This is a genomic window from Megasphaera massiliensis, from assembly GCF_036305205.1.
In the GTDB taxonomy this organism is placed as follows: Bacteria; Bacillota; Negativicutes; order Veillonellales; family Megasphaeraceae; genus Megasphaera; species Megasphaera massiliensis.
Window position 1 is genome coordinate 77,057 of record NZ_JAXIXE010000041.1, and the last position, 22,152, is coordinate 99,208.

Here is a 22,152-nt window from a genome sequence, read left to right on the forward strand (position 1 = left end):
CCCCTCTTTTTTACTTACGCTTGTCCGATAATATTTACCTTGCTGACACCGGACAGTTTTTCCAACGTTTTCATCAAGTCTTCGACCGATACGGTCATATCCTTCGTTTCAATGGACAAGCTGACCGCTGCCATGCCCTGCAGGGGAATGCCCTGATTGATGGTCAGGATACTGCCATTGTTGGCAGCAACCGTGTTGAGAACCTGGGATAATTCGCCGGGACGGTCAAAAATCATGACCGACAAGGTGACGATTTTGCCCTGCGTAACGTCATAAAAAGGAGAGACGTAATCCTTATATTTATAGTACGCACTGCGGCTCAAATCCATCATCTGGACGGCTTCATTGATGGTCCGCGTCTGATGGCGCTTGAGGATTTCCTTGACCTTGATGGTCTTCTTGATCGCTTCAGGCAAAATATCTTCGCGGACTAAGTAAAACTTGTGCTCCTTATCGTCTTTCACTTGGCATCTTCCCTTTCGCAAAAATATTGATACATCGCCATAAGGCCGGGCATCAGTTTCATTTTAGGACGCCAGTTGAGTATTTTCTCGGCTTTTTCACTATGCAGTGCCGAACAGTGTACATCACCTGGGCGTGCATCTTCATAAGAGATAGAAATACCGGCATGGGTAAAATACAGCAGGATGACTTTCAGTGCGTTGATCGTCGTCTCCATCTGCGTGCCGATATTATACGTCTCAGCCGGCCCCTCATCCGCCATGGCCGCCAGATTGGCCCGGACGACGTCGTCGACGTAGATGAAATCGCGGGACTGTTCACCGTCGCCATAGATGGTCATATCTTCGCCGTAAGCCACAGCCCGGGTAAAACGGCTGACAACGCTGTTCTCCTCACCCTCACCATATACATTGGCATAGCGCAAAATGACATATGACAGGCCGTACGCTTCATGATACCGGCGGATACAATCTTCCGCAGCTGCCTTAGCCTGTCCGTCAAAGTTGATGGGGCTAAGCTCATCTTCTTCGCGAACGGGAACGCGGACGGGCTCGCCGTAGACGGCAGCTGACGAGGAAAAAATGAATTTCTTCACACCGTGACGGCAGCACTGGTCAAGGACAACCTTAAGACCTGTAAGGCTCCCTATGACATCGTTCTCAGAAAAGTCCTGCGAATCGGAAAGCCTCCGCTGCGGTGCTTCATGAAAGACGATATCGATGGGCTTTTCGGAAAACACTGAAGCGACGGCCTTTTCATCACCGATGTCGCCTTCGATGCAGCGGGCTTCGTCGGGAACCTGAGCAAAGGTTCCTTTGGAAAGGTTATCAAAGGCCGTAACCTCATGGCCTGCTTCAAGCAGGGCTTTGACAAGGCGGGACCCGATAAAGCCGGCACCTCCCGTAACTAAAATATGCAAGGCAAGTCCTCCCGGACCTTACGGCAAATCGCCGTAGGTAATGAGTTGAATCTCTCTTTTTTCGATTTGACGGCGGATCGCCGGCGACAAAAGTGCCTGAAATTCATCCTGCCAGTGGTACTCCCAGGAAAAGCTCCGGCTAAGAACCGTCGTACTGCGTCCCGGATGCATCATGATTTCATGGACTCCGAAGGGCAGCCGGTCGATGAGATACTTCAAGTTGCCTTCGTTCATGTTGCCGCCGTCTACCATGCCCCAAAAGAAATCTGTCGTCGTAAAATGAAGGCGTTTCACGGCATCCATGGCCTTCTGGGACAAGTAGGTCAGGCCGTCGCGGCCGGCGATGCGCACGGGATTGGCCGAAAACAGCTTATATGAATAAGCTTCTCTCGGAATGCGTACTCGGTGGATACCGTACTTCATCATCAGCGACTGGACGATGTTCCAGATCTGCGGCAGGACGTGCAGATGCTGATGGCTGTCGATGTGATCGATGGGAAGTCCCGTAGCCATGATTTTTTCCATCTGAGCATCGAGTTCCCGGTAAACCTGACCGTAATCGAGCCGGCCCTGACAGGCCCGTTTAATGACTTCAGGATAACTGTCCGGTACCCGTCCACTGTCAGTCACCAGGGTAGGTACTTCCTGCGGGGACAAAACGGTGGGCAACGACCCGACGAGGCATAAGTGGATCCCGATTCCGAGACGGGGACAAGTCCGAGCCAGCGAGACGGCTTCTTCGAAAGCCGGCCCCGTTGGCAATAAGGACGTACTGGTCAGAACGCCCTGTTCACAAGCCTCAATAATGGCATGATTCACTTCCGTATGAATTCCGAAATCATCGGCATTAATAATGACTCTATTCATCTTTTACGCTCCCTGTCCTTTCAGGATGCACTGCACATCGGCTTAATGACTATTATACACGGACAATCGTATTTTGACAATATCCTCCCCGGGACTATTCGGCAAATTGGCGGTATGCCGCTTCCTTCACCTTGCGCTGCCATTCTTTCAAAGGGATGCCCGTCGCTTCTGCCGCCGCCCGACAGTCGTCGTATTCGGCGGAAATATTGACAATCTGTCCGCCGTACCGGCAGATTTTACAGTGAAGATCCCTGCCGTCAATGCAGACTGTCATAATGATCCGGTCACAGGCCATGCGGCTCACGGGAAAAAAGCGAACGCCAATAGATGTCGTCTCTTTAACGATCGTTTCAATCATATCGTCGAGGAGTTCTTTTCGGCAAAGAACACAGAGCATCGATGCCATCCGCCCTTTTTTCATCATCATCGGCATAGCCCAGACGTCATTGGCCCCCTTGTCGAGAATCTGTGAAAAGACGTATTCCATATTTTGAGGATTCATATCGTCGATATTGGCTTCCAATTGCCATAAGGTTTCCATCGGCTCACCTCAGACTGTTCATCGTATCGGCCAGTCTGCCGGCGCCGAAACCATTGTCGATGTTGACGACAGATATCCCGGCAGCGCAGCTGTTGAGCATAGCCAGAAGGGCCGAAAGACCGTGGAAATTGGCACCGTATCCGATACTGGTCGGTACCGCGATGACCGGCTTGTCTACTAAACCTCCGACGACACTGGCCAGAGCCCCTTCCATGCCGGCAACGACGATGTTGACATTGGCTTTTCGGATATCGTCGACTCGTGCCAGCAATCGGTGGATGCCGGCAACGCCGACATCGTAGATTCGTTCCACTTGATTTCCCATAATTTCTGCCGTAAGCGCCGCTTCTTCAGCGACGGGAATATCGCTGGTACCGGCCGTAATGACGGAAATGAGGCGATCGCCGTTGATGATGGTCTTATCCTTGTGCTGATAGACCATCTTGGCCAGCTCGTCGTATTGGGCAGCCGGAAACTTAGCCGATAAGATGTCAAAAATTTCTTTCGAAGCCCTCGTGCCGATGACATTGTCATATTTTTCCATCAAAATTTCTAAAATCCGTACGGACTGGTCCGTCGTCTTCCCGGCACAATAGACGACTTCCGGAAAGCCGCAGCGCTCTTGACGCTGTAAGTCGAGTTTTGCAAAACCAAGATCAAGGGTGTCCTTATTTTCTTCCATGATTACGCCTCCAGACTATACGTGAAAACCATTTTTTTCCCAGGCCTTATACAAGACGATGCCGACGGCCATAGATAAGTTGAGTGATTCTGTATCAGGCCGCATGGGGATGGTCAGTACGTCGTCACAGCATTCCAAAAATTCATCGGGCAAGCCGTTCCCTTCGTTGCCAAAAGCCAGAATAACCGGCCGGTCGTAATCGGCTTCGACATAGGATACGGTCCCTTCGGCTGCCGTTCCATAGATGTTCCGGTCCTCATCGCTGCAGAATTGGTCGAGCTGTTCATCGGTTACATCTTGGACGACAGGCACTTTAAAAATCGCCCCCATGGCGCTGCGGACCGTCTTATCGTTGTAGACGTCGACACAGCCTTCACTGAGAAGGACAGCTCCGACGTTAGCTGCTGCAGCCGTCCTGAGGATAGTCCCTAAATTACCCGGATCCTGGACGGAGCGCAGATAGAGGACGGCCTTTTCCGGAGCAACGGCCGGCAAGGCGTCAAAGGTATAGGCAAAAAAGGGCAGCATAGCAGCCAGCCCTTGAGGCGTCTTGGTATCCTTTAATTTATCGTATACGCTGTCGGTAACGGCATAAAAAGTCCATCCTAATTCAAGGCCTCTGGCATAGACTTCGTCAAAGCCGGCAAGTTCCCGTCCTTTAGGCGACACAAAGCAAATGGCATCGGGAATCCCCATAACAGCGGCATCACCGATGACCCGCAGGCCTTCGACAAAGACGCGCTGATGAGCTTGACGGCCTTTTTTCTGCTTCAAGGAGCAGGCCATCTTTACCCACTGGTTATCGCGGGACACAATTTCGTTCATAGTACCTCCTGTCATCAACATGGAAAAAAAGGCCCTGCCGCACGAGCGACAGGACCTCATAAGCCATCACTACTGCTGATCCGGCGTATCCTGATGTCCATTGTTCTTCAGCAGGCTTTCGCGATTCTGCTGAATGCTGGATAAGGTCTTTTCCAATGTTGATTCAACGTATTTGAGGACGTCGCCGGCATAGGTAATGGAGCTGTTTTTCAGCTGTTCCGACGAGTCATTGGCAGTTTGGATAACCTGGTTGGCACGTTCCTGAGCCTGCCGTACCAGTTCACTTTCTTCGGTCAATTTGGCGATGTAGTCTTTCGCCTGAGCTACCATGCCGTCAGCGTGATGCTGGGCATCGGCAATGACCTTGTCTCTTTCGGCCAATATCTTTTTGGACTGTTCCAATTCAGCCGGCATGGATTCTTTCAAATCGTCGATGATCTGAAGGATTTCTTCTTCTTCTACCATTTTTTTGTTAGTAAAGGGAACTTTTGAAGCGTTCATTACTAAGCTTTCCAAATCTTCTAACAGTTTATCCGAATTCATGTAGTCTCCACTCCTAAGCATTGTACTTGTCTGCAAACTTCACTTTTAGTTTCTTTTCAACGTAATCGGGAACCATATCATCGAGCTTGCCGCCAAAGCAGGCCAGTTCGCGGATGCCCGTCGAGCTGATATATGAATACTGGGTACTCGTCATGATGAATACCGTTTCGATGCGTGGCTCCACTTTTTTCATGAGCAGGGCCCGTTGGAATTCATATTCAAAATCACTCAGGGCCCGGAGGCCGCGAATAATGACGGTCGCACCGTGATCGATAGCGTATTCATTGAGAAGGCCGTGAAAGCTGACGACTTCAATATTGGGAATATGCCGCGTCGTTTCTCTCAGCATCTCTTCTCGTTCGGCCATCGTAAACAACGGCTTCTTTACGGGATTTTCAAAAACAGCAACGATAAGTTTATCGACTAGTTTGCTCCCTCGTTCAAAAATATCAATGTGTCCATTGGTAACAGGATCAAAACTGCCCGGACAAATACCGATTCGCACTTCTTTCAAACTCCTTCCCGGCGACGACGGATAAAAGCAATCCGCGTGTCATTTCCATAGGATTTTTCTCTGATGACCTCATACAATGTGTTCTCCGTTATGCCTTCATTCCGGCTGTATTCCATCAGAATCAATCCACCAGGAGCCAACAAATCGTATTGACCTATCAAAACAATTGTATCGTTCACCAAATTTTTGTTATACGGCGGGTCGGCAAAGATATAATCAAACTGCCGCCCTTTCAGCCGTGCCAAAGCTTTTGCCGACGGGAGCCGAAGGACCTCAGCGCGTTCATCAAAGCCGCAGAGCGACGCATTCTGACGAATGAGGGCCTGCGTATAATGGTCGATGAAGACGGCAGAATCGGCACCGCGGCTCAAGGCTTCTAATCCCAAGGCACCTGTACCCGCAAAGATATCGAGAACCCTTGCCCCGGCCAGACTGCCTCTGCTTTCAAGCATATTAAAAAGACTTTCCCGCGTGCGGTCTAAGGTCGGCCGGGTCAGCATTCCTTTCGGCGACTTCAAAATTCGCCCTCTGGCACTACCCGATATGATTCTCATAAGATCACCTGCTCGTACATAATCAATTATACACGTTTTTTAGTACATATCAATCTATTTTTTCTGAATTCGTTCGACCTTCAGTTCTCGTCCCTGTATCAAGCGGATAATATTATCCTTATGACGAACGACGACGAGAATGGCGGCCAGGAGGCCGAAAATCGTCAGCGGCAGCGGCTCGCCAAAGACGTACATCAGAATCGGCACCAAAATAGCGGCTACGATGGAGCCGAGGGAGACGATGCGCGTAATGGCAACGATGACGACCCAGACGGCAAAGACGATGAGCGTTTCCCACGGCGCCAAGAACAAGATGATGCCAAGGCCGGTGGCAACGCCTTTACCACCTTTGAATTTCAGAAAAACAGAGCACGAATGACCGACGATGGAAAGCAGCCCGCCGGCAATCATGAGATAAATCTGATCAGCCGGAGTGCCGATGCCGGCCTGGGAAGCAAGCTGCCCCAGGTAGACACCGAGCATGCCTTTCGCGACGTCGCAGAGGAGGACCAAAAGGCCGCCGACAGCGCCGAAGACCCGGTAGGCATTGGTCGCTCCCGTATTATGGCTGCCGTACTCACGAGGATCCGTATGATACAGGACCTTGCCGATGATAAGGCCGCTCGGAATGGAGCCTGCGAGATAAGCCAGAACCAAGAAGAGGATACCGGTCATCATAAGCGGTCACCATCCTTCTTACCACGCAGGATAAGCCGGATGGGAGTGCCTTCAAAACCAAAGGTTTCGCGCAGTCGGTTTTCCAAAAAGCGCAGATACGAAAAATGCATGAGCTGGGGCTCATTGACGAAAAGGATGAAGGTCGGCGGCTGGACCGAAGCCTGGGTCATATAATAGATTTTCAGCAGTCGCCCGCCTTTAGCCGGCGGCGGATTGGTAAGCTGGGCATCTTCGATGAGTTCATTTAAGACGCTCGTCGATACGCGCATATGCTGCTGTTCCGATACGAATTTGACCATATCGGCCAGGCGATTGATACGCTGCTTCGTAAGGGCCGAAGCAAAGAGGATGGGCGCGTACTGGAGGAAGGCCAGTTCTCGACGGATGTCTTCTTCAAACTTATGGCTCGTCTTGCTGTCCTTTTCGACGAGGTCCCACTTGTTGACGACGATGATGCAGCCTTTGCCCGCTTCGTGGACGTAGCCTGCGATCTTCGTATCCTGTTCGGTAACGCCTTCCGTCGCATCGATGACCAGGACGGCAATGTCCGACCGATCGACGGCCCGCAGAGCCCGGACGACGCTGTACCGTTCGACAGGCATGTCGATTTTGGCCTTGCGGCGCATGCCGGCCGTATCGATGAGGACGAAGTCCGTTCCTTCATAAGACCAATGTGTATCGATAGAGTCGCGGGTCGTACCGGGCACGTTGCTGACGATGACCCGATCCTGCCCTAAGAGGGCATTGGTGAGCGACGACTTGCCGACGTTCGGACGGCCGACGAGGGAGATATGAATCGTATCGTCATCTTCTTCAAGGGCCGGTACTTCTTTGATATTCTTCAGGACTTCATCGAGGAGGTCGCCGAGATTCATCAAGTTGACGGCTGAAATCCCGATGGGGTCACCCAAGCCGAGATTATAAAATTCATAGATGTTCATTTCCTGTTCGACACTGTCGATCTTATTGACGACCAAGATGACCGGTTTCCCGCAGGAACGCAGGATATGGGCAATTTCTTCATCCTGAGGCTGGATCCCGACTTTCCCGTCGACGACGTATAAGATGACGTCGGCTTCGTGAATGGCCAGTTCTGCCTGATAGCGCATGCTGGTGAAGATGTGGTCATTGGAATCAACGAATTCAATGCCCCCCGTATCGATCATGGTAAATTCCCGACCGAGCCATTCGGCATCAAAATAAATTCTGTCGCGCGTAACGCCGGGAATATCTTCAACGATGGAAATTCGTTTCTTGACAATCGCGTTAAACAGCGTCGATTTGCCGACATTCGGCCGACCGACGACGGCGACTAAGGGTTTATACATGGCATTATCCTTTCTATAAACGAAAAAAGGATAACCGGTACAGCCCGGCTATCCTCTTTTTACAAAGCCTTAGTTGTTTTCTTCTTCGTTATCCTGGTTAGCGAGGTAGTCGCGAACTTCCTGTTCTTCTTCATCTTTCTGAATAGCCAGAACGCTGAGAGAAATCTTCTTCTTATCTGTATCGATGCCGATGATCTTAACGTTCATGACATCGCCGATGTCGACCAGGTCTTTGACAGCCACGCCGCGTTTTTCAGTTAATTCAGAAATATGGAGCAAGCCCTGCAGTTCCGGATCGATAGCTAAGATAGCACCGAAAGGCAAGAGTTTCTTAACTTCACCTTTTACGATATCGCCGACTTCAAATTTTTCGATAGCTGCAATCCAGGGGTTCTTCTGAAGTGCTTTCAAGGAGAGGGAAATACGATTCCGTTCCTGATCGAACTTCTGAACAAGGACTTCGAGTTCTTCTCCGGCCTGGAGAACGTCTTCGACAGCATTGATGCGCTTCCAAGAAATATCAGAAATGTGAAGCAGGCCTTCTACGCCGCCGAGATCGATGAATGCGCCATAGGGCATGATCTTAACGACAGTACCTTTGATGACAGCCCCTTCTTCAATGTGTTTGAGGGCTTCTTCGCGTTTTGCTTCGCGTTCTGCTTCAAGTACAGCCTTACGGGACAGGACCAGACGGTTTTTGTGTTCGTCAATGTCGATGACTTTGACCTGGAAGGTTTCACCGACGAGGTAGTCCAAAGACTTCACGAATTTGATATCGCCCTGAGAGAGGGGGATAAATCCGCGGAGAGATTTGATAGAAACGACAAGACCAGCCTTGTTCGTTTCTTTACCAACACATTCGACGAGCTGATCATTTTCGAATGCTTCGCGAACTTCTTTCCAGTCTTCGACTTTCTTCATCTTGACGAGGGAAACGACAATAGCTCCTTCTTCTTTGATGTTGTTGGCAATTTCAACGGTCAGTTCATCGCCGACTTTGACAAAGTCACTTGCTTTTTCCGGAGCGGGAACAGCCATTTCCTTTTTCGGCAGAATTGCTTCCGCTTTCGTACCGATGGAAACATAGGCAGCATCATCATTCACAGAAATAACCGTGCCTTTGACCACGTCACCTTTCTTTGGATTTTCTTCATAGTCATACTTGTCCAACAATTCTTCACTCATTACTTCTGTGCCTTCAGCTTGCAAATTTTCCATAATCTTAACAACCTCCTGTATTATCCAATCCGGCGTAGAAGCGCCGGCTGTAATGCCTATATGATTCATACCACTGAACCAGTCCGTATCCAATTCGGCTGCTGTTTCAATGTGGTATGTCGGGCAATCCTGTTCACGGCATACCTGCGCGAGGCGGCCGGTGTTGGCGCTGTTCTTGCCGCCAATGACGATCATGGCGTCCACCTGACCTGCCAATTCTATCGCTGCCTGCTGACGCTGCTGCGTCGCCGTGCATATGGTCATATGCACATCGAGATGATTAGTCTTTTGTTGCAGGATAGCGGCGATACGCTTGAATTGCTCTTGAGAGAACGTCGTTTGTACGACGACTCCCATAGAATCGCAAAAGGGAATTTGTTGAGCCTCTTCTTCCCTGTCTATTATAATAGCACGATTTGCCCCCCATTGTGAAATACTAATTACTTCGGGATGGGCCTTTTCGCCTACGATTATAAGCTTTTCACCTTTTTCGATGATATTTTTGGCGTCTTGTTGGGCCTTTTTAACGTGCGGACACGTGGCATCTATGACTTTTAGTTCTCGATCGTCGGCTTTTTCATAGATTTCCGGTCCGACGCCATGAGACCGAATTAAGACGACAGCCCCTTTTTCTACCTCATCCAAAGAGTCTACCGGCGACACGCCCTGTTCGGCGAGACGCCCGACAACTTGCGGATTATGGATGATAGGGCCCAAGGTGTGTGTTCCTTTTTCAGCCTGTCCGGCCAGTTCAACGGCTCGTCGGACACCATAGCAGAAGCCACAGGCTGCGGCGAGAGTTACTTTCATTTTTCGTCCCCTTTATACTGATTTTGCATAGTCACGATGGAATCGCGAATTTCTTCGGAAAAGGCCGTGACTACGTCGTGATCCGAGGCTTTTCCGGCCGGAGCCATGATGGGTTTTCCAAAAATGACTCGAACAGGCCCCGTCTTTTTCGGCAGAAATTCCGAATTGACGATGGCTGCCGGCAACACAGGCACCTTGGCCTTAATGGCGATACCGGCAAAGCCCTCATGAAAGGGGCCGACCGAGCCGCCTCGGGTCCGCTTCCCTTCCGGGAAAATCCCCAAAACGGCACCATTTTTCAATACCTTAAAGGATTCCATAACCGCCTTGCGGTCGATGCGGCCGCGATGGACCGGAAAGGTATGGACATAACGCAGGAACCAGCCCATGACCGGATTGCGGAAGAGTTCCTCCTTGGCCATAAAGTGGATGAGATGATGACGCATAGCCGTTCCCAAAAGGGGCGGATCAAAGTTGCTGGCATGATTACAGGCTACGATAAAAGGCCCTTTTTCAGGTATATTTTCTTCGCCGATGACTTCCATGTCCAAGAAGCCGTACGTTGCGACATTGAAGATCCTGCGGATCGTATTATACATAAATTCATGCATCAGCCTCGCTCCTTCATAAGGCCGAGAATGACATCGGCCGTCTGTTGTAAATCGAGATCACTGTTGTCGACGACGACAGCGTCATCGGCTTTTTTCAAAGGGGACACCTTGCGGTGGGAATCCATGTCATCGCGAGCGGCGATGCTGGCGGCGATGTCCTCATACGATTCGCTGCCGCCTTTGGCCTTTACTTCCAAATAGCGGCGCTGAGCCCGGGATGCGACAGACGCCGTAAGGAATATTTTGAGATCCGCATCGGGAAGGACGACGGTCCCGATATCGCGGCCGTCGAGGATGACGCCGCCTTCTTTGGCCATGGCCTTTTGTAATTTTACCAGTTTTTGCCGTACGACTGCAAGAGCTGCGACGGAAGAAACATGAGAGGATACGCGTTGCGTCCGAATGGCCTCGGTGACTTCCGTATCTCCGACGTAGACCCGACACAGGTCGGCCATTGGTTCAAGGCGGATATCCACGCTGTCCACTAAGGCCTTGACGGCCTTGTCATCGGCGATATCGACGCCTTTTTCCAGCACCGCCCAAGTAAAGGCTCGGTACATGGCCCCGGTATCAATGTATAAATAGCCGACTTTATTGGCCAAAAGTTTAGCCACACTGCTTTTTCCGGCTCCTGCCGGGCCGTCGATGGCAATCGTTAATTTTTTCATAGTCAGCCCTCCTTAGCAGCGGCCGTTCCGGCTACAAACCCTGTCGAAAAGGCTGCCTGTAAATTATATCCGCCCGTAAAGGCATCGATATCGATGACTTCCCCGGCAAAATAAAGGCCCGGAACGAGTTTCGACTCCATCGTCTTAGGGTCTATTTCCTTGACCGATACGCCGCCGGCGGTGACGATGGCTTCACTGATGGGCCTCGTCCCGGTCACCGTAAGGGGCAGGGCCTTAAAGGCTTCGACCAAGTGCTGGCGCTGTTCCCGGGAAATCTGATTGACCGGACAGTCTTTTGCAATCCCGGCTTCATGAAGGATGACCGGAATGAGTCGCTGGGGCAACAGATCCTTTAAGCCGTTTACAGCTTCTTTGCGGATATATTTTTCAAAATCCCGACGCAGGCGGGCATCGAGTTTTTCCTTCGATAAGGCCGGTTTTAAGTCGATGCGAAGTTCTAAGGGGAAAGCGGCGCTCTTTTTATGGGCCGCTGCCGTACTGAGCATCAGGATAATCGGCCCGGAAACGCCAAAGTGGGTAAACAGCATTTCCCCGAAGTGGGCATCGATTTTTTTCCCACGGCGCCATAGTGACCCTTCGACATTTTTCAGGGACAGTCCCGACAAGTCATGAGGCCAGGATTCGGCCGTCGTAAAAGGGATGAGCGACGGCTTGAGTTCCGTCACCTCGTGCCCCAGCGATTTTGCAAAGCCGTAGCCGTCGCCGGTAGAACCGGTTACAGGATAGGACATGCCGCCTGTCGTGATGATACAGGCATCGCCTTCATAAGTTCTCGAATCCGTTTGGACGACAAAGCGATGTCCCCAAGATTTAACGGCTTTAACGCCTTCCTTCAAATGTAGTTCGATGCTCTTGCGGCACAGTTTGTGATAAAAGAGCTTTCGCACTTCGATGGCGCTGTCAGACTGGGGGAAAATACGGCCGCCTCGTTCTTCTTTTGTCAGAAGGCCCCAGCCGTTCAGTTTATCCAATAAATCGAGGTTCGTAAACTGCTGATAAGCACTGAACAGGAATTTTCCGTGCCCCGGTGTATGGGCGATGAAATCGGCCATGCTGCAGGAGTTTGTCAAGTTGCAGCGTCCTTTACCGGTGATTCCCATCTTCTTACCGACAATATCATTTTTTTCAAATAAATGTACTCTGGCTCCCGATTCAGCAGCAGCCAGCGCAGCCATGATGCCGGCCGCACCGGCACCGATGACGAGTATTTCCTTCATAAAGACTCCTATTATTTATATTTATAGAGTTCGGCCACTTCTTCACGGGTCAAGGAGCGATAGGCTCCGCGCTTGACGCCGCTCAGGGTCAAAAAGGCATACTGGATACGGCGCAGGTTGTGAACCTGAAAGCCAAAGTATTCCAGCATGCGGCGGACCTGGCGATTGCGGCCTTCGTGAATGGTGATTTCCAGACTGGTCAGGTTCGTCCGAGGATCGTAGTCGACGTAGACGACATCAGCCGGTGCCGTCATCCCGTCTTTCAGTTCGACTCCGTCGGCTAAATGCTGCAGAATCGAATCGGCAACTTGCCCTTTGACCTTGACTTCATACGTCTTATCGACGAGGCGGCTGGGATGCATCAGAATATTAGCCAGTTCGCCGTCATTGGTCATGAGCAGCAAGCCTTCTGTATTTTGGTCCAAACGGCCGACGGCATAGATACGGTCTTTTTCCTTCTTGAAGTAGTCCATGACCGTCGTCCGTCCTTGATCGTCACTCGATGTGGTAATGACGCCCTTGGGCTTATTAAACAGGTAGTAATGCTTGGCCTGCATTTCAAGGGTCTTGCCGTCGACGGCAATGCGGTCCTTATCAGGATTGACCTTGGTGCCTAATTCCCGGACGACGACACCGTTTACGCGGACTCGTCCTTCTAATATCAGCTTTTCCGAAGCACGCCGTGAAGCGACTCCGCAGTTACTCATTACTTTCTGCAACCGTTCTTCCATCAAGTCCATCCTCCGTAGTATCTACCGACAAGCGGCCGGCTAAATCAGCAAGGGAATCCATGCCGATACATTCCAAAAAATAAGCAGACGTCCCGTATAAAATCGGCCGTCCCGGACTGTCCTTGCGGCCGAGGTCGATGACCAATCCCTGCTGCACCAAAGAAGTCAGGACCCTTTCTGACGAAACGCCGCGCAGCTTTTCAATATCAGCCCGCGTCACAGGCTGTTTGAAGGCGATGATGGCCAGTACTTCAAGGGCCATAGGCGACAGTTCCTTCTTCCCCGTCCGGACCCACTGCAGGGCATCGTGAAGATCCGGCCGGGTCACTAACTGATAGCCGCCGGCAACGCGGATGAGACGCAGCCCTCGCCGCTGATCTTCTAAAAGATGCTGCAGGCGCTCGGCAATTTTCTCAACATCTTCCAAAGGCCATCCCAGGTGTTCACTGATATCGGCTTCGGTCATGGCGTCGCCGCTCAAAAAGAGGAGGGCTTCCAGAAGTGCCGTCGGCTCGCGGTTATCCTTTTGGCGTGTATCGTAAGGCAATGGTATTCCCATCCTTTCCCTCAGCGACGGTCATACATTGACCGACCTTGAGCAATTCTAAAACCGCCAAAAAGGTTACGACAAGTTCGACGCGGGATCGACAGGCCTGAAAAATGGCAGCTGCCGTCATCGTCCCCTTGGCCCGGCGCAGGGCGTAGGTGACGCGGCGCATGCATTCGCCGACGCTGTATATTTCTTTCTGAATCCGTATCTCTACGGCTTCTGGTTCCGGCAGGGCCTGGCATACTTGCTGAAAGGCGTCGTAGAGGGCCTTGGTGTCGATATGGCCTTCGAAGCGGGTTTCATAAGGCATAGGCGCCGGCAGGCGTCCCATCATCAGGCTGCGGGCGTCCCACAAACTGCCCATGGCCTGAGACAGGGCCTTCATCTTTTTATACTCTACGAGCTGCCGGACCAAGACTTCCTGCGGGTCTTCTTCGTCGTCAACCACTTTAGGCTGTTTCGGCAGGAGCAGCCGCGATTTTATCTGCAAAAGGGTCGCTGCCATGACAAAAAACTTACTGGCATAGTCGACATCAAAGGCGTCGATGTCAGCTACATAAGCATTGAACTGATCGGCAATGTCAACGATAGGAATGTTATAAATGTCGACTTTGTTCTTTTCAATCAAATAGAGCAACAGATCTAAAGGTCCTTCAAAATCAGATACTCTATACTTGTATTCAGTCATGATTCATTATAACCCATTTTTCAGATAATTTAAACGGACTGCGAAAAGGAGCTGTCCAAAGACAGCTCCTTTGTTTTGCAAGGACTTCGGCCACGGCCAACGCCGCTTACACGTTGTTGATTTGGTGCCGGGGACCGGAATCGAACCGGTACGGATATTTCTATCCGACGGATTTTAAGTCCGTTGCGTCTGCCAGTTCCGCCACCTCGGCATGACGAAAGAAAAATATGGAGGCGGCACCCAGAATCGAACTGGGGATGAAGGTTTTGCAGACCTCTGCCTTACCGCTTGGCTATGCCGCCATATATGGAGCGGAAAACGAGGCTCGAACTCGCGACCCCCACCTTGGCAAGGTGGTGCTCTACCACTGAGCTACTTCCGCATTGGTGGTGCTCAGGGACGGAATTGAACCGCCGACACGGGGATTTTCAGTCCCCTGCTCTACCGACTGAGCTACCTGAGCATTTGGCGACCCCGATCAGATTTGAACTGACGATCTTCGCCGTGACAGGGCGACATGTTAAACCGCTACACCACGGGGCCATTTGCTTTCATTCTTCGGGGCTGTCTCGGTATTTCTTAGTGCCTCGAACAAAAACTATTCTACTACAAAACGATGACTTTGGCAAGTATTATTTTTTAAATTCAATAATATTTTTTCAGAGGATTAATTGCAATACCAATCAGGACACTCGAGACAATTCGGCCTGACATTTCGATCCGTGCTTCTACGCCTTGCCGCATCATGCAAAAGGCCGCCTATACGGCGGCCCTGCAAGTCATATAAGGTTATTTTGCATAATCGACCATCCGCGTTTCGCGAATGACGACAACTTTAATCTGTCCCGGATATTCCAGTTCAGCTTCAATACGTTTAATGATGTCATGGGTCAAGAGGACACAATCGGATTCATCCAATTTATCCGGTTTGACCATGACCCGGATTTCACGTCCGGCCTGGATGGCAAAGCAGTCTTCGACACCATCAAAGGACTCAGCAATTTCTTCGAGCTTCGTCAAGCGTTTCAGATAGTTTTCCAACGTTTCCCGACGGGCGCCCGGGCGAGCGGCCGATACAGCGTCAGCAGCAGCGACCAAGACGGCTTCCACACTCTGTGCTTCTTCATCGCCGTGATGGGCGGCAATGCCGTTGACAACCAGCTTCGATTCGCCGTATTTCTTGGCGATTTCGACACCGATAGAGACGTGTGTCCCTTCCAGTTCGTGGTCCAAGGCTTTCCCGATATCGTGAATCAAGCCGGCTCGCTTAGCCAGCTTTTCATCGACCCCCAATTCAGCAGCCATAATGCCTGCCAGCTGGGAAACTTCGATAGAATGGCGCAGTACATTCTGGCCATAGCTGGTGCGGTAGCGCAAGCGGCCGAGAATCTTAATGAGTTCCGGATGGAGTCCGTGAACCCCGGCTTCATACGTCGCCTGTTCACCGGCTTCGCGGATCTTCTGGTTGATTTCTTTACGAGCCTTTTCGACCATTTCTTCAATCCGTGCCGGATGAATACGGCCGTCGGCAATCAGTTTTTCTAAGGCAATGCGGGCGATTTCCCGACGGATCGGATCGAAGCACGACAAGATGACGGCTTCCGGCGTATCGTCGATGATGAGGTCGACACCGGTGAGCATTTCAATAGCCCGGATGTTTCGCCCTTCACGGCCGATGATACAGCCCTTCATTTCATCGTTCGGCAGGGACACGACAGACACCGTCGTTTCAGCGACATGGTCGGCAGCACAGCGTTGGATAGCCACGGAAATAATTTCCCTAGCCTTGCTTTCGGCCTCTTCATGAGCCTGTTCTTCAAGCATCTTGATCATCTGTGCCGTTTCATGTTTTACTTCACTTTGAACGTTGTTCAAAAGCAGTTCTTTAGCATCTTCATAAGTCAAGCCGGAAATCCGTTCCAATTCGGCCATCTTCTGTTCGTGAATGGCTTCGACTTTTTCCTGCATGCGCGTCACTTCTTCTTCTTTGCGCTGCAAGACGTCTTCCTTCTTTTCCATGGAATCGGACTTTTTGTCTAAATGTTCTTCTTTTTGCATCAAACGCCGTTCAAAGCGCTGTAATTCCGTGCGACGTTCCTTGTTCTCCCGCTCGGCATCGCTTCGCAGTTTATGGATTTCTTCCTTGCCTTCAAGGACCAGTTCTTTTTTGCGAGCTTCCGCATTCTGCTGGGCTGTGGCAATGATCCGCTGCGCTTCGACTTCAGCCTGGCCGATTTTGCCTTCAGCAATTTTCTTGCGATAGACATAACCGGCACCGACGCCGATGAGGATACAAACAATGGCTACGACAGCAGCCATAGTAGTAGTCAGCATAGTAACAAATTCACCTCCCCTTCACAAAAAAAAGCCGAACTTACCGTCCGGCTTTTTTTATGAGTATGTAAAATTTACTTCATGTTCAAAAAACCTACAATTATGCAAAATATGGACCAGTGTATCAAACCGGCTCCTTTAATTGTAATTTTTTTTCATATCAATGTCAAGATGGACTTGGCGTCTCCGACCCTATTTTGACCGATTGTCAACCCTCGTCGCCAACCGTAAAGGAAGCGATGACTTCGGCGATGACGGAGGGAGAAAAACCGCGGTATTGGAGATATCGCGCCGCCTTTCTCTTTTCATCGTACCGGCGGGAAAACTTTCGCTCGGCAAGATTTTCTGCCAAGGTGTATTCATCAGGACGTTCAATATCGTCCGGCACCGTCAGTTGACGGCGTCGAAGGCAATTGGCGATATACAGATGGCCGTACTGCTTTTTCCGTACATAATAGGCATAGACCTGACGAGCCAGGCGGTCATCATCGATGAAGTGTTCCTCTTTCAGCATAGCCATTACTTCGTCGATGACGTCGTCTCTGACGTCCCGTCGCCGCAGCTTGGTGCGCAGTTCGCCTTCACTTAAGAAGCGGACATTGAGCAGCTGCAGGGCTTTTTCATAGGCCTCACTATAGGTCATTTATTCCGCTTCGTCGCTTTCCGGTACGGCTTCAGCGGCCGATTCCATCATTTCTTCATCCATGACATCGTCGAATTTTTCCGGTTCTGCCGCCAGGGTATCGCGAATGATCTTTTCGACTTCGTCCGTGATTTCCGGATGTTCCTTCATGAAAATCTTGACATTTTCCTTGCCTTGTCCCAGTCGTTCTCCTTTGTAAGAGTACCAGGTGCCGCTCTTTTCAATAATATCCATGGACGTGCCCAAGTCAAGGACCGTCCCTTCACGGGAAATGCCCTGACCGTACATGATATCGAATTCGCAGTGTTTAAAGGGCGGTGCCACTTTATTTTTGACGACTTTGACCCGAGCTCGGTTGCCGATGACATCGCCGCCGGATTTGATAGCTTCCCCTTTACGAATTTCCATGCGGATAGAGGCATAGAATTTCAAAGCCCGGCCGCCGGTCGTCGTTTCCGGGTTGCCGAACATGACGCCGACTTTTTCACGGAGCTGGTTGATGAAGATGACCATGGCCTTCGACTTGGAAATGATCCCCGTCAATTTACGCAAAGCCTGGCTCATGAGGCGGGCCTGGAGGCCGACGTGGGAGTCGCCCATTTCGCCTTCGATTTCGGCTTTCGGAACCAAGGCGGCTACGGAGTCGACGACGATGACGTCAACGGCGCCGCTACGGACGAGTTCTTCCGTAATTTCAAGGGCCTGTTCGCCGTTATCCGGCTGGGAAATGAGCAGCTCGTTCGTATCGACGCCGAGATGGCGGGCATAGACCGGATCGAGGGCGTGTTCAGCATCGATAAAGGCTGCAATGCCGCCGTTCTTCTGGGCTGACGCAATGGCGTGCAGGGCCAGGGTCGTCTTCCCGGACGATTCGGGGCCATAGATTTCAATGACTCGTCCCCGGGGATATCCGCCGACGCCGACGGCCAAGTCGACGGCCAGGGAACCCGAGGAGATAACTTCTAAGTTCATCTTGTCAGCAATGTCGCCGAGGCGCATGATAGCGCCCTTACCAAAGTCTTTTTCAATCTTGCGCATTGCATTTTCAAGTGCTGTCTGTTTCGCGTCCAAAATCATTCCTCCTAACGGTTATTTGTTTTTATGGTTCACAAGATAGCGCACTACATAATAGATGGCCCGTACGGCAGCTCGGCGCTTGATTTCAGCACGGCCCCCGTGATAGACGTCACGGTGGACCAAAGTCCCCCAAGGGCCGCTGACGCCGGTATAGACAAGGCCTACAGGCTGTTCTTCCGTACCGCCGCCAGGTCCGGCAATGCCCGTCGTGCTGACAGCGATGTCGCTCCCATAAAGGCGGCGGCTTCCGTCCGCCATTTCAGCAGCGGTTTCCGAGCTGACGGCCGTATATCGTTCCAGTGTCTCATGAGAGACACCGAGGAGTTTCTCTTTCATTTCATTGCAGTACGTTCCGGCCGAACCACGAAAATAGTCGGAAGCACCGGGGACATCGGTAATAAGGGACCCGACCAAGCCTCCCGTACAGGATTCGGCCGCACTGACGATATAGCCCGCCTGACGGACTTCTCGTCCCAGGACGTCAGCCATCGTCTCATCATTAAAACTGACGATTTGGTCATTGAGACGGCGGCGTACTTCTTCTTCGAGCGGTAAGAGAAGCTCCTCGGCCTGTTCTTCACTGTCGGCGCGGGCCGTGAGGCGGACTTCGACGAATCCCGGGCGGGCGTACATGGCCAAGGTCGGATTCGACTGGTCTTTGACGAGATCCATCAGCCGTTCTTCAATAAAAGCTTCACCCATATCATAAATCTTGATATAGAGAGAGCGGATGGACCCTTGGCTGCCAAAAGTCTGAAGAAGCCATGGTTTCAGCCGATTTTCATACATCCATCGCATTTCACTGGGCGGTCCCGGCAAGTGGACCAATGTCTTACCACCGCCCTGCATGGCAACGCCCGGCGCAGTGCCGGCCTCGTTGTCAAAGACATCAGCGCCTTCAGGAATCATGGCCTGACGCTTCTGGTTTTCGGTCATCGTCACCGTACCGTGATGGGCTGTCACCCAGGCTTGGACCGCATCGGCAATGGCCGGGTCATAAACCAGGGGGCAATTCATCAATTCGGCACCGATAATCTTGGTCATGTCGCCTTGTGTCGGCCCGAGACCGCCCGTCGTAATGACGATATCGGCCCGGGAAAGGGCCGTCTTCAAGACGTCTTTCATACGCTTCGGGTTATCGCCGACCGTCGTATGATAGACGACGAAGTATCCCATTTCATTGAGCTGTTTCGATAAGTAGGCCGAATTATAATTGGTAATTTCACCCAGCAATAATTCAGAGCCCGTCGTAACAAGTTCTACTATCATTCCCAATCACCTCGGTTAATCGAGCCGTTCAGCCACGAGATCATAGGCAAAGCCCTGGGCAATGCGGACCGGGATCATGTCCCCGGGCTGTACACCCTCGGCATCTTCCAAATAGGTCAGGCCATCGACATCGGGCGCCTGGATTTCAATGCGTCCGACGGCTTGGGTCACACCTTTTTCTTGTTCTACTTTTTCGACTAACATCGTATGCACCGAACCTTCCAGTTCTTGGTTGCGGATTTCCGACACCTTGGCCTGGATGGCCATGAGCTGGTGATAACGTTCTTCTTTTATCTCTTTCGGGATCTGGCCGTCCATGGTGGCCGCCGGCGTCCCTTCTTCCTGAGAATAGGTAAAGACGCCGACGTCATCAAATTCCGTTTCCTTTACAAAGTCGCAGAGAGCTTGGAATTCAGCTTCCGTTTCACCGGGGAACCCGACGATAAAGGTCGAGCGCAGGGTAAGCTTGCGGCCGTGACTGCACAGTTTTTTAATGAGGCGGCGCACATCGTCTTCCGAATCGCGGCGGTTCATGCGGCGCAGGACCGGTTCGGCAATGTGTTGGAGCGGCAAATCGACATAGGGACAGATTTTATCTTCCTTCACGATGAGATCCATCAATTCATCCGTAAAGTAATGGGGATAGAGATAGAACAGACGGATCCAGCGGATGCCTTCGATGGGAACCAATTTACGCAGGAGATCCGGCAGCAGGGAATGGCCGGCAATATCGACGCCGTAACTCGTCGTATCCTGGGCGATGAGGTTGATTTCCTTTACGCCGTCGGCAGCCAGCTGCTGCACTTCAGCTACAATCGATTCGATGGGACGACTGTACAATTTCCCCCGAACGTGAGGAATAATGCAGAAAGAGCAGCCGTTGTTGCAGCCTTCGCCGATTTTTACATAGGCACTATACGTCGGCGTCGTCCGCATGCGGCTCGTATGCTGATCGTACAAATGACTGACATCGTCGATGAAGCAGGCTTTACGGCCCTTTTTGACGGTATCGATGGCTTCCCAGATGCGGTCCCATGAACCGGTACCCAAGAGGGCGTCGATTTCCGGCATTTCCTTCATCAGTTCTTCTTTATACTGCTGGCTGAGGCAGCCCGTTACGATGAGAATCTTGCAGTTGCCCTCCGTTTTATAGCGGGCTGCCTGCAAGATGGTATCGATGGATTCCTGCTTTGCCTTTTCAATAAAGGTACAGGTATTGACGATAATAATGTCAGACTGGGAGAGATCCTCTGTGATCTCCATGTGGCGGTCGCGGAGGATGCCCAGCATGACTTCTGTATCGATGAGATTTTTAGAACAGCCTAAGCTGACAAATCCGATCTTTTCCATGTATCGTTATTTTTCCTTTCCGAAGCGAATTGATTTGATCCACCATGACTGTAAGCTGCGGCGGCCTTCATCAGAATATAATTTTTTTACCGGGAATAAGACGAGTCCCCGTCCGTTGGCATCGAGCTCAGGCTGAGCCTGCGGCAGGGCATCGCTCATGAAAATGTGCTTTTGCTGTAAGACGGCATTAGCCTCCGGAGAATAGATCCAATCGGCAAAAGCATTGGCTAATTCTCCGTCTTCGCACCAATTAGTGACAGCTATCCCCGTCAGCCAGTACGACGTACCGTCTTGGGGATAGATGATATAAATAGGCGCTCCGTCATTTCGATACTGCGTGGCAGACGAAGCATCGGCTACGCCGATATCGGCTTCCCCGCTGGCAACGCGGCGGACGTTAACCGACATCGATTTCGAATAGGAAGCGACGTGACTTTGCAAGGCACGCAGGTAGCGTTCACTTTCATCGAGGCCCTTCATCTCTACGAAAGAACAGAGGAATTCGCCGGCCATATCCATGGCAGCCAGGTCCGGAAAGGCCAGCAGCATCTGAGGATCGGTCAACAGGTCATCCCAAGTAGAAAGGAGCTGGCCTCGCCGTTCATAATAAGATCGACTGACGACAAAGACCATCGGATTGTACCATAAACCGCTCCACATGCCATCGACATCTTTCATGGACGACGGGATATTGTCGGTATAGGCCGACTCATACGGCTGGAGAATGCCATTTTGCTTTTGCGTGCGCAAATCATCTTCCGAAGCGATGAGGATATCCGGCTTAGGACCGTTGATATTCCCCAGCGACTGGCGCATATCGCTGTCGGTCTTAGAATAAATCTGCACCCGCAAATGCTTCTGCTTATAAAATTCTCGGGCCAAACCGTCATTGACATCCTGGGGCAAATCCGAAAAGATGACGAGATGACGGCCGGCTTCATAAGCCCGTTGTGCTTCTTCCTGCTGGTGCTTCATCAAGATGGGCCACGCCAGACCCAACAGTAAGATGACGAAGACGCTGAGCACGACAAAAGGCACGTATTTCTTCATTG

Annotated in this window: 24 protein-coding genes and 5 tRNA genes; all 29 read right to left on the minus strand. The window is 51.3% G+C overall.

The annotated features are described in order from the left end of the window. Nucleotides 1-14 precede the first annotated feature (14 nt). Nucleotides 15-464, minus strand: coding sequence for an ACT domain-containing protein (locus tag UCI88_RS09030; protein WP_044503234.1), 450 nt, complete (start codon nucleotides 462-464; stop codon nucleotides 15-17). Continuing rightward, a complete protein-coding gene (locus UCI88_RS09035; protein ID WP_256179911.1) occupies nucleotides 461-1,381 on the minus strand; it encodes an NAD-dependent epimerase/dehydratase family protein in 921 nt (306 codons plus the stop codon). Before UCI88_RS09035 ends, UCI88_RS09030 begins: the two co-directional genes overlap by 4 nt. Nucleotides 1,382-1,399: 18 nt before the next feature. Next, nucleotides 1,400-2,248 carry a ChbG/HpnK family deacetylase gene (locus UCI88_RS09040; protein WP_065359666.1) on the minus strand — a complete coding sequence of 283 codons (849 nt, stop codon included), beginning with the start codon at nucleotides 2,246-2,248 and terminating at the stop codon, nucleotides 1,400-1,402. Nucleotides 2,249-2,342: 94 nt separating this feature from the next. After that, nucleotides 2,343-2,789 carry a nickel pincer cofactor biosynthesis protein LarC2 gene (gene larC2 / locus UCI88_RS09045; protein WP_256179912.1) on the minus strand — a complete coding sequence of 149 codons (447 nt, stop codon included), beginning with the start codon at nucleotides 2,787-2,789 and terminating at the stop codon, nucleotides 2,343-2,345. Nucleotides 2,790-2,793: 4 nt separating this feature from the next. Then, entirely contained in the window at nucleotides 2,794-3,471 is a 678-nt protein-coding gene (larB, locus tag UCI88_RS09050; protein WP_044503238.1) for a nickel pincer cofactor biosynthesis protein LarB, read from the minus strand. Between the two features lie 15 nt (nucleotides 3,472-3,486). Next, the gene (locus tag UCI88_RS09055; RefSeq protein ID WP_256179913.1) at nucleotides 3,487-4,296 is read right to left on the minus strand and encodes a TrmH family RNA methyltransferase; all 810 of its coding nucleotides are present in this window, start codon (nucleotides 4,294-4,296) and stop codon (nucleotides 3,487-3,489) included. 69 nt (nucleotides 4,297-4,365) lie between these two features. Beyond that, nucleotides 4,366-4,839 carry an ATP synthase subunit B family protein gene (locus UCI88_RS09060; RefSeq protein WP_044503240.1) on the minus strand — a complete coding sequence of 158 codons (474 nt, stop codon included), beginning with the start codon at nucleotides 4,837-4,839 and terminating at the stop codon, nucleotides 4,366-4,368. A gap of 13 nt (nucleotides 4,840-4,852) precedes the next feature. Further along, nucleotides 4,853-5,344 (minus strand): pantetheine-phosphate adenylyltransferase, encoded by a 492-nt coding sequence (coaD, locus tag UCI88_RS09065; RefSeq protein WP_044503241.1) that lies wholly within the window; start codon nucleotides 5,342-5,344, stop codon nucleotides 4,853-4,855. Nucleotides 5,345-5,349: 5 nt separating this feature from the next. Continuing rightward, nucleotides 5,350-5,907, minus strand: a complete 558-nt coding sequence (rsmD, locus tag UCI88_RS09070) for a 16S rRNA (guanine(966)-N(2))-methyltransferase RsmD (RefSeq protein WP_044503242.1) — start codon at nucleotides 5,905-5,907, stop codon at nucleotides 5,350-5,352. Nucleotides 5,908-5,961: 54 nt separating this feature from the next. Next, nucleotides 5,962-6,585 carry a glycerol-3-phosphate 1-O-acyltransferase PlsY gene (plsY, locus tag UCI88_RS09075; protein WP_044503243.1) on the minus strand — a complete coding sequence of 208 codons (624 nt, stop codon included), beginning with the start codon at nucleotides 6,583-6,585 and terminating at the stop codon, nucleotides 5,962-5,964. Beyond that, nucleotides 6,582-7,913 carry a ribosome biogenesis GTPase Der gene (gene der / locus UCI88_RS09080; RefSeq protein ID WP_256179914.1) on the minus strand — a complete coding sequence of 444 codons (1,332 nt, stop codon included), beginning with the start codon at nucleotides 7,911-7,913 and terminating at the stop codon, nucleotides 6,582-6,584. Before der ends, plsY begins: the two co-directional genes overlap by 4 nt. Nucleotides 7,914-7,982: 69 nt before the next feature. Further along, nucleotides 7,983-9,941, minus strand: coding sequence for a bifunctional 4-hydroxy-3-methylbut-2-enyl diphosphate reductase/30S ribosomal protein S1 (locus UCI88_RS09085; RefSeq protein WP_302357205.1), 1,959 nt, complete (start codon nucleotides 9,939-9,941; stop codon nucleotides 7,983-7,985). Further along, nucleotides 9,938-10,552, minus strand: coding sequence for a lysophospholipid acyltransferase family protein (locus UCI88_RS09090; RefSeq protein ID WP_044503246.1), 615 nt, complete (start codon nucleotides 10,550-10,552; stop codon nucleotides 9,938-9,940). Before UCI88_RS09090 ends, UCI88_RS09085 begins: the two co-directional genes overlap by 4 nt. Then, complete coding sequence (gene cmk, locus UCI88_RS09095) at nucleotides 10,552-11,220, minus strand: (d)CMP kinase (RefSeq protein ID WP_256179916.1); 669 nt, start codon at nucleotides 11,218-11,220, stop codon at nucleotides 10,552-10,554. The genes UCI88_RS09090 and cmk overlap by 1 nt, the downstream gene beginning before the upstream one ends. A gap of 2 nt (nucleotides 11,221-11,222) precedes the next feature. Beyond that, nucleotides 11,223-12,458 (minus strand): BaiN/RdsA family NAD(P)/FAD-dependent oxidoreductase, encoded by a 1,236-nt coding sequence (locus UCI88_RS09100; RefSeq protein WP_044503248.1) that lies wholly within the window; start codon nucleotides 12,456-12,458, stop codon nucleotides 11,223-11,225. Between the two features lie 11 nt (nucleotides 12,459-12,469). After that, entirely contained in the window at nucleotides 12,470-13,189 is a 720-nt protein-coding gene (locus tag UCI88_RS09105; RefSeq protein WP_071822283.1) for a pseudouridine synthase, read from the minus strand. Beyond that, nucleotides 13,158-13,736 carry an SMC-Scp complex subunit ScpB gene (gene scpB, locus UCI88_RS09110; RefSeq protein ID WP_044503249.1) on the minus strand — a complete coding sequence of 193 codons (579 nt, stop codon included), beginning with the start codon at nucleotides 13,734-13,736 and terminating at the stop codon, nucleotides 13,158-13,160. Before scpB ends, UCI88_RS09105 begins: the two co-directional genes overlap by 32 nt. Next, the gene (locus UCI88_RS09115; RefSeq protein ID WP_044503250.1) at nucleotides 13,708-14,427 is read right to left on the minus strand and encodes a segregation and condensation protein A; all 720 of its coding nucleotides are present in this window, start codon (nucleotides 14,425-14,427) and stop codon (nucleotides 13,708-13,710) included. The genes scpB and UCI88_RS09115 overlap by 29 nt, the downstream gene beginning before the upstream one ends. Before the next feature lie 122 nt (nucleotides 14,428-14,549). Continuing rightward, nucleotides 14,550-14,638, minus strand: a tRNA-Leu gene (locus UCI88_RS09120). Between the two features lie 17 nt (nucleotides 14,639-14,655). Further along, nucleotides 14,656-14,729 (minus strand) — tRNA-Cys (locus UCI88_RS09125). Between the two features lie 5 nt (nucleotides 14,730-14,734). After that, nucleotides 14,735-14,809: transfer RNA gene (locus tag UCI88_RS09130), tRNA-Gly, on the minus strand. A 5-nt stretch (nucleotides 14,810-14,814) separates the two neighbouring features. Beyond that, a tRNA-Phe gene (locus UCI88_RS09135) sits at nucleotides 14,815-14,890 on the minus strand. A gap of 3 nt (nucleotides 14,891-14,893) precedes the next feature. Next, nucleotides 14,894-14,970, minus strand: a tRNA-Asp gene (locus UCI88_RS09140). Between the two features lie 246 nt (nucleotides 14,971-15,216). Further along, entirely contained in the window at nucleotides 15,217-16,761 is a 1,545-nt protein-coding gene (gene rny / locus UCI88_RS09145) for a ribonuclease Y (RefSeq protein ID WP_407944389.1), read from the minus strand. A gap of 208 nt (nucleotides 16,762-16,969) precedes the next feature. Beyond that, complete coding sequence (locus UCI88_RS09150) at nucleotides 16,970-17,404, minus strand: regulatory protein RecX (protein ID WP_044503252.1); 435 nt, start codon at nucleotides 17,402-17,404, stop codon at nucleotides 16,970-16,972. Beyond that, on the minus strand, nucleotides 17,405-18,481 hold the full coding sequence (recA, locus tag UCI88_RS09155) for a recombinase RecA (RefSeq protein WP_256179917.1): 1,077 nt from the start codon (nucleotides 18,479-18,481) through the stop codon (nucleotides 17,405-17,407). Nucleotides 18,482-18,493: 12 nt separating this feature from the next. After that, nucleotides 18,494-19,750 (minus strand): competence/damage-inducible protein A, encoded by a 1,257-nt coding sequence (locus UCI88_RS09160; protein WP_065359679.1) that lies wholly within the window; start codon nucleotides 19,748-19,750, stop codon nucleotides 18,494-18,496. A 15-nt stretch (nucleotides 19,751-19,765) separates the two neighbouring features. Beyond that, nucleotides 19,766-21,100: a 30S ribosomal protein S12 methylthiotransferase RimO gene (gene rimO / locus UCI88_RS09165; protein ID WP_256179919.1), complete on the minus strand. Its 1,335-nt coding sequence runs from the start codon at nucleotides 21,098-21,100 to the stop codon at nucleotides 19,766-19,768. Between the two features lie 6 nt (nucleotides 21,101-21,106). After that, entirely contained in the window at nucleotides 21,107-22,150 is a 1,044-nt protein-coding gene (locus UCI88_RS09170; RefSeq protein ID WP_256179920.1) for an ABC transporter substrate-binding protein, read from the minus strand. Nucleotides 22,151-22,152: the final 2 nt, after the last annotated feature.

Coding starts and splice junctions, on each gene's coding strand:
- UCI88_RS09040 (WP_065359666.1), bottom strand. CDS start 2,248: ATGAATAGAGTCATTATTAATGCCGATGATTTCGGAATTCATACGGAA.
- larC2 (WP_256179912.1), bottom strand. CDS start 2,789: ATGGAAACCTTATGGCAATTGGAAGCCAATATCGACGATATGAATCCT.
- larB (WP_044503238.1), bottom strand. CDS start 3,471: ATGGAAGAAAATAAGGACACCCTTGATCTTGGTTTTGCAAAACTCGAC.
- UCI88_RS09055 (WP_256179913.1), bottom strand. CDS start 4,296: ATGAACGAAATTGTGTCCCGCGATAACCAGTGGGTAAAGATGGCCTGC.
- UCI88_RS09060 (WP_044503240.1), bottom strand. CDS start 4,839: ATGAATTCGGATAAACTGTTAGAAGATTTGGAAAGCTTAGTAATGAAC.
- rsmD (WP_044503242.1), bottom strand. CDS start 5,907: ATGAGAATCATATCGGGTAGTGCCAGAGGGCGAATTTTGAAGTCGCCG.
- plsY (WP_044503243.1), bottom strand. CDS start 6,585: ATGATGACCGGTATCCTCTTCTTGGTTCTGGCTTATCTCGCAGGCTCC.
- der (WP_256179914.1), bottom strand. CDS start 7,913: ATGTATAAACCCTTAGTCGCCGTCGTCGGTCGGCCGAATGTCGGCAAA.
- UCI88_RS09085 (WP_302357205.1), bottom strand. CDS start 9,941: ATGAAAGTAACTCTCGCCGCAGCCTGTGGCTTCTGCTATGGTGTCCGA.
- UCI88_RS09090 (WP_044503246.1), bottom strand. CDS start 10,552: ATGCATGAATTTATGTATAATACGATCCGCAGGATCTTCAATGTCGCA.
- cmk (WP_256179916.1), bottom strand. CDS start 11,220: ATGAAAAAATTAACGATTGCCATCGACGGCCCGGCAGGAGCCGGAAAA.
- UCI88_RS09100 (WP_044503248.1), bottom strand. CDS start 12,458: ATGAAGGAAATACTCGTCATCGGTGCCGGTGCGGCCGGCATCATGGCT.
- UCI88_RS09105 (WP_071822283.1), bottom strand. CDS start 13,189: ATGGAAGAACGGTTGCAGAAAGTAATGAGTAACTGCGGAGTCGCTTCA.
- UCI88_RS09115 (WP_044503250.1), bottom strand. CDS start 14,427: ATGACTGAATACAAGTATAGAGTATCTGATTTTGAAGGACCTTTAGAT.
- rny (WP_407944389.1), bottom strand. CDS start 16,761: ATGCTGACTACTACTATGGCTGCTGTCGTAGCCATTGTTTGTATCCTC.
- UCI88_RS09150 (WP_044503252.1), bottom strand. CDS start 17,404: ATGACCTATAGTGAGGCCTATGAAAAAGCCCTGCAGCTGCTCAATGTC.
- recA (WP_256179917.1), bottom strand. CDS start 18,481: ATGATTTTGGACGCGAAACAGACAGCACTTGAAAATGCAATGCGCAAG.
- UCI88_RS09160 (WP_065359679.1), bottom strand. CDS start 19,750: ATGATAGTAGAACTTGTTACGACGGGCTCTGAATTATTGCTGGGTGAA.
- rimO (WP_256179919.1), bottom strand. CDS start 21,100: ATGGAAAAGATCGGATTTGTCAGCTTAGGCTGTTCTAAAAATCTCATC.
- UCI88_RS09170 (WP_256179920.1), bottom strand. CDS start 22,150: ATGAAGAAATACGTGCCTTTTGTCGTGCTCAGCGTCTTCGTCATCTTA.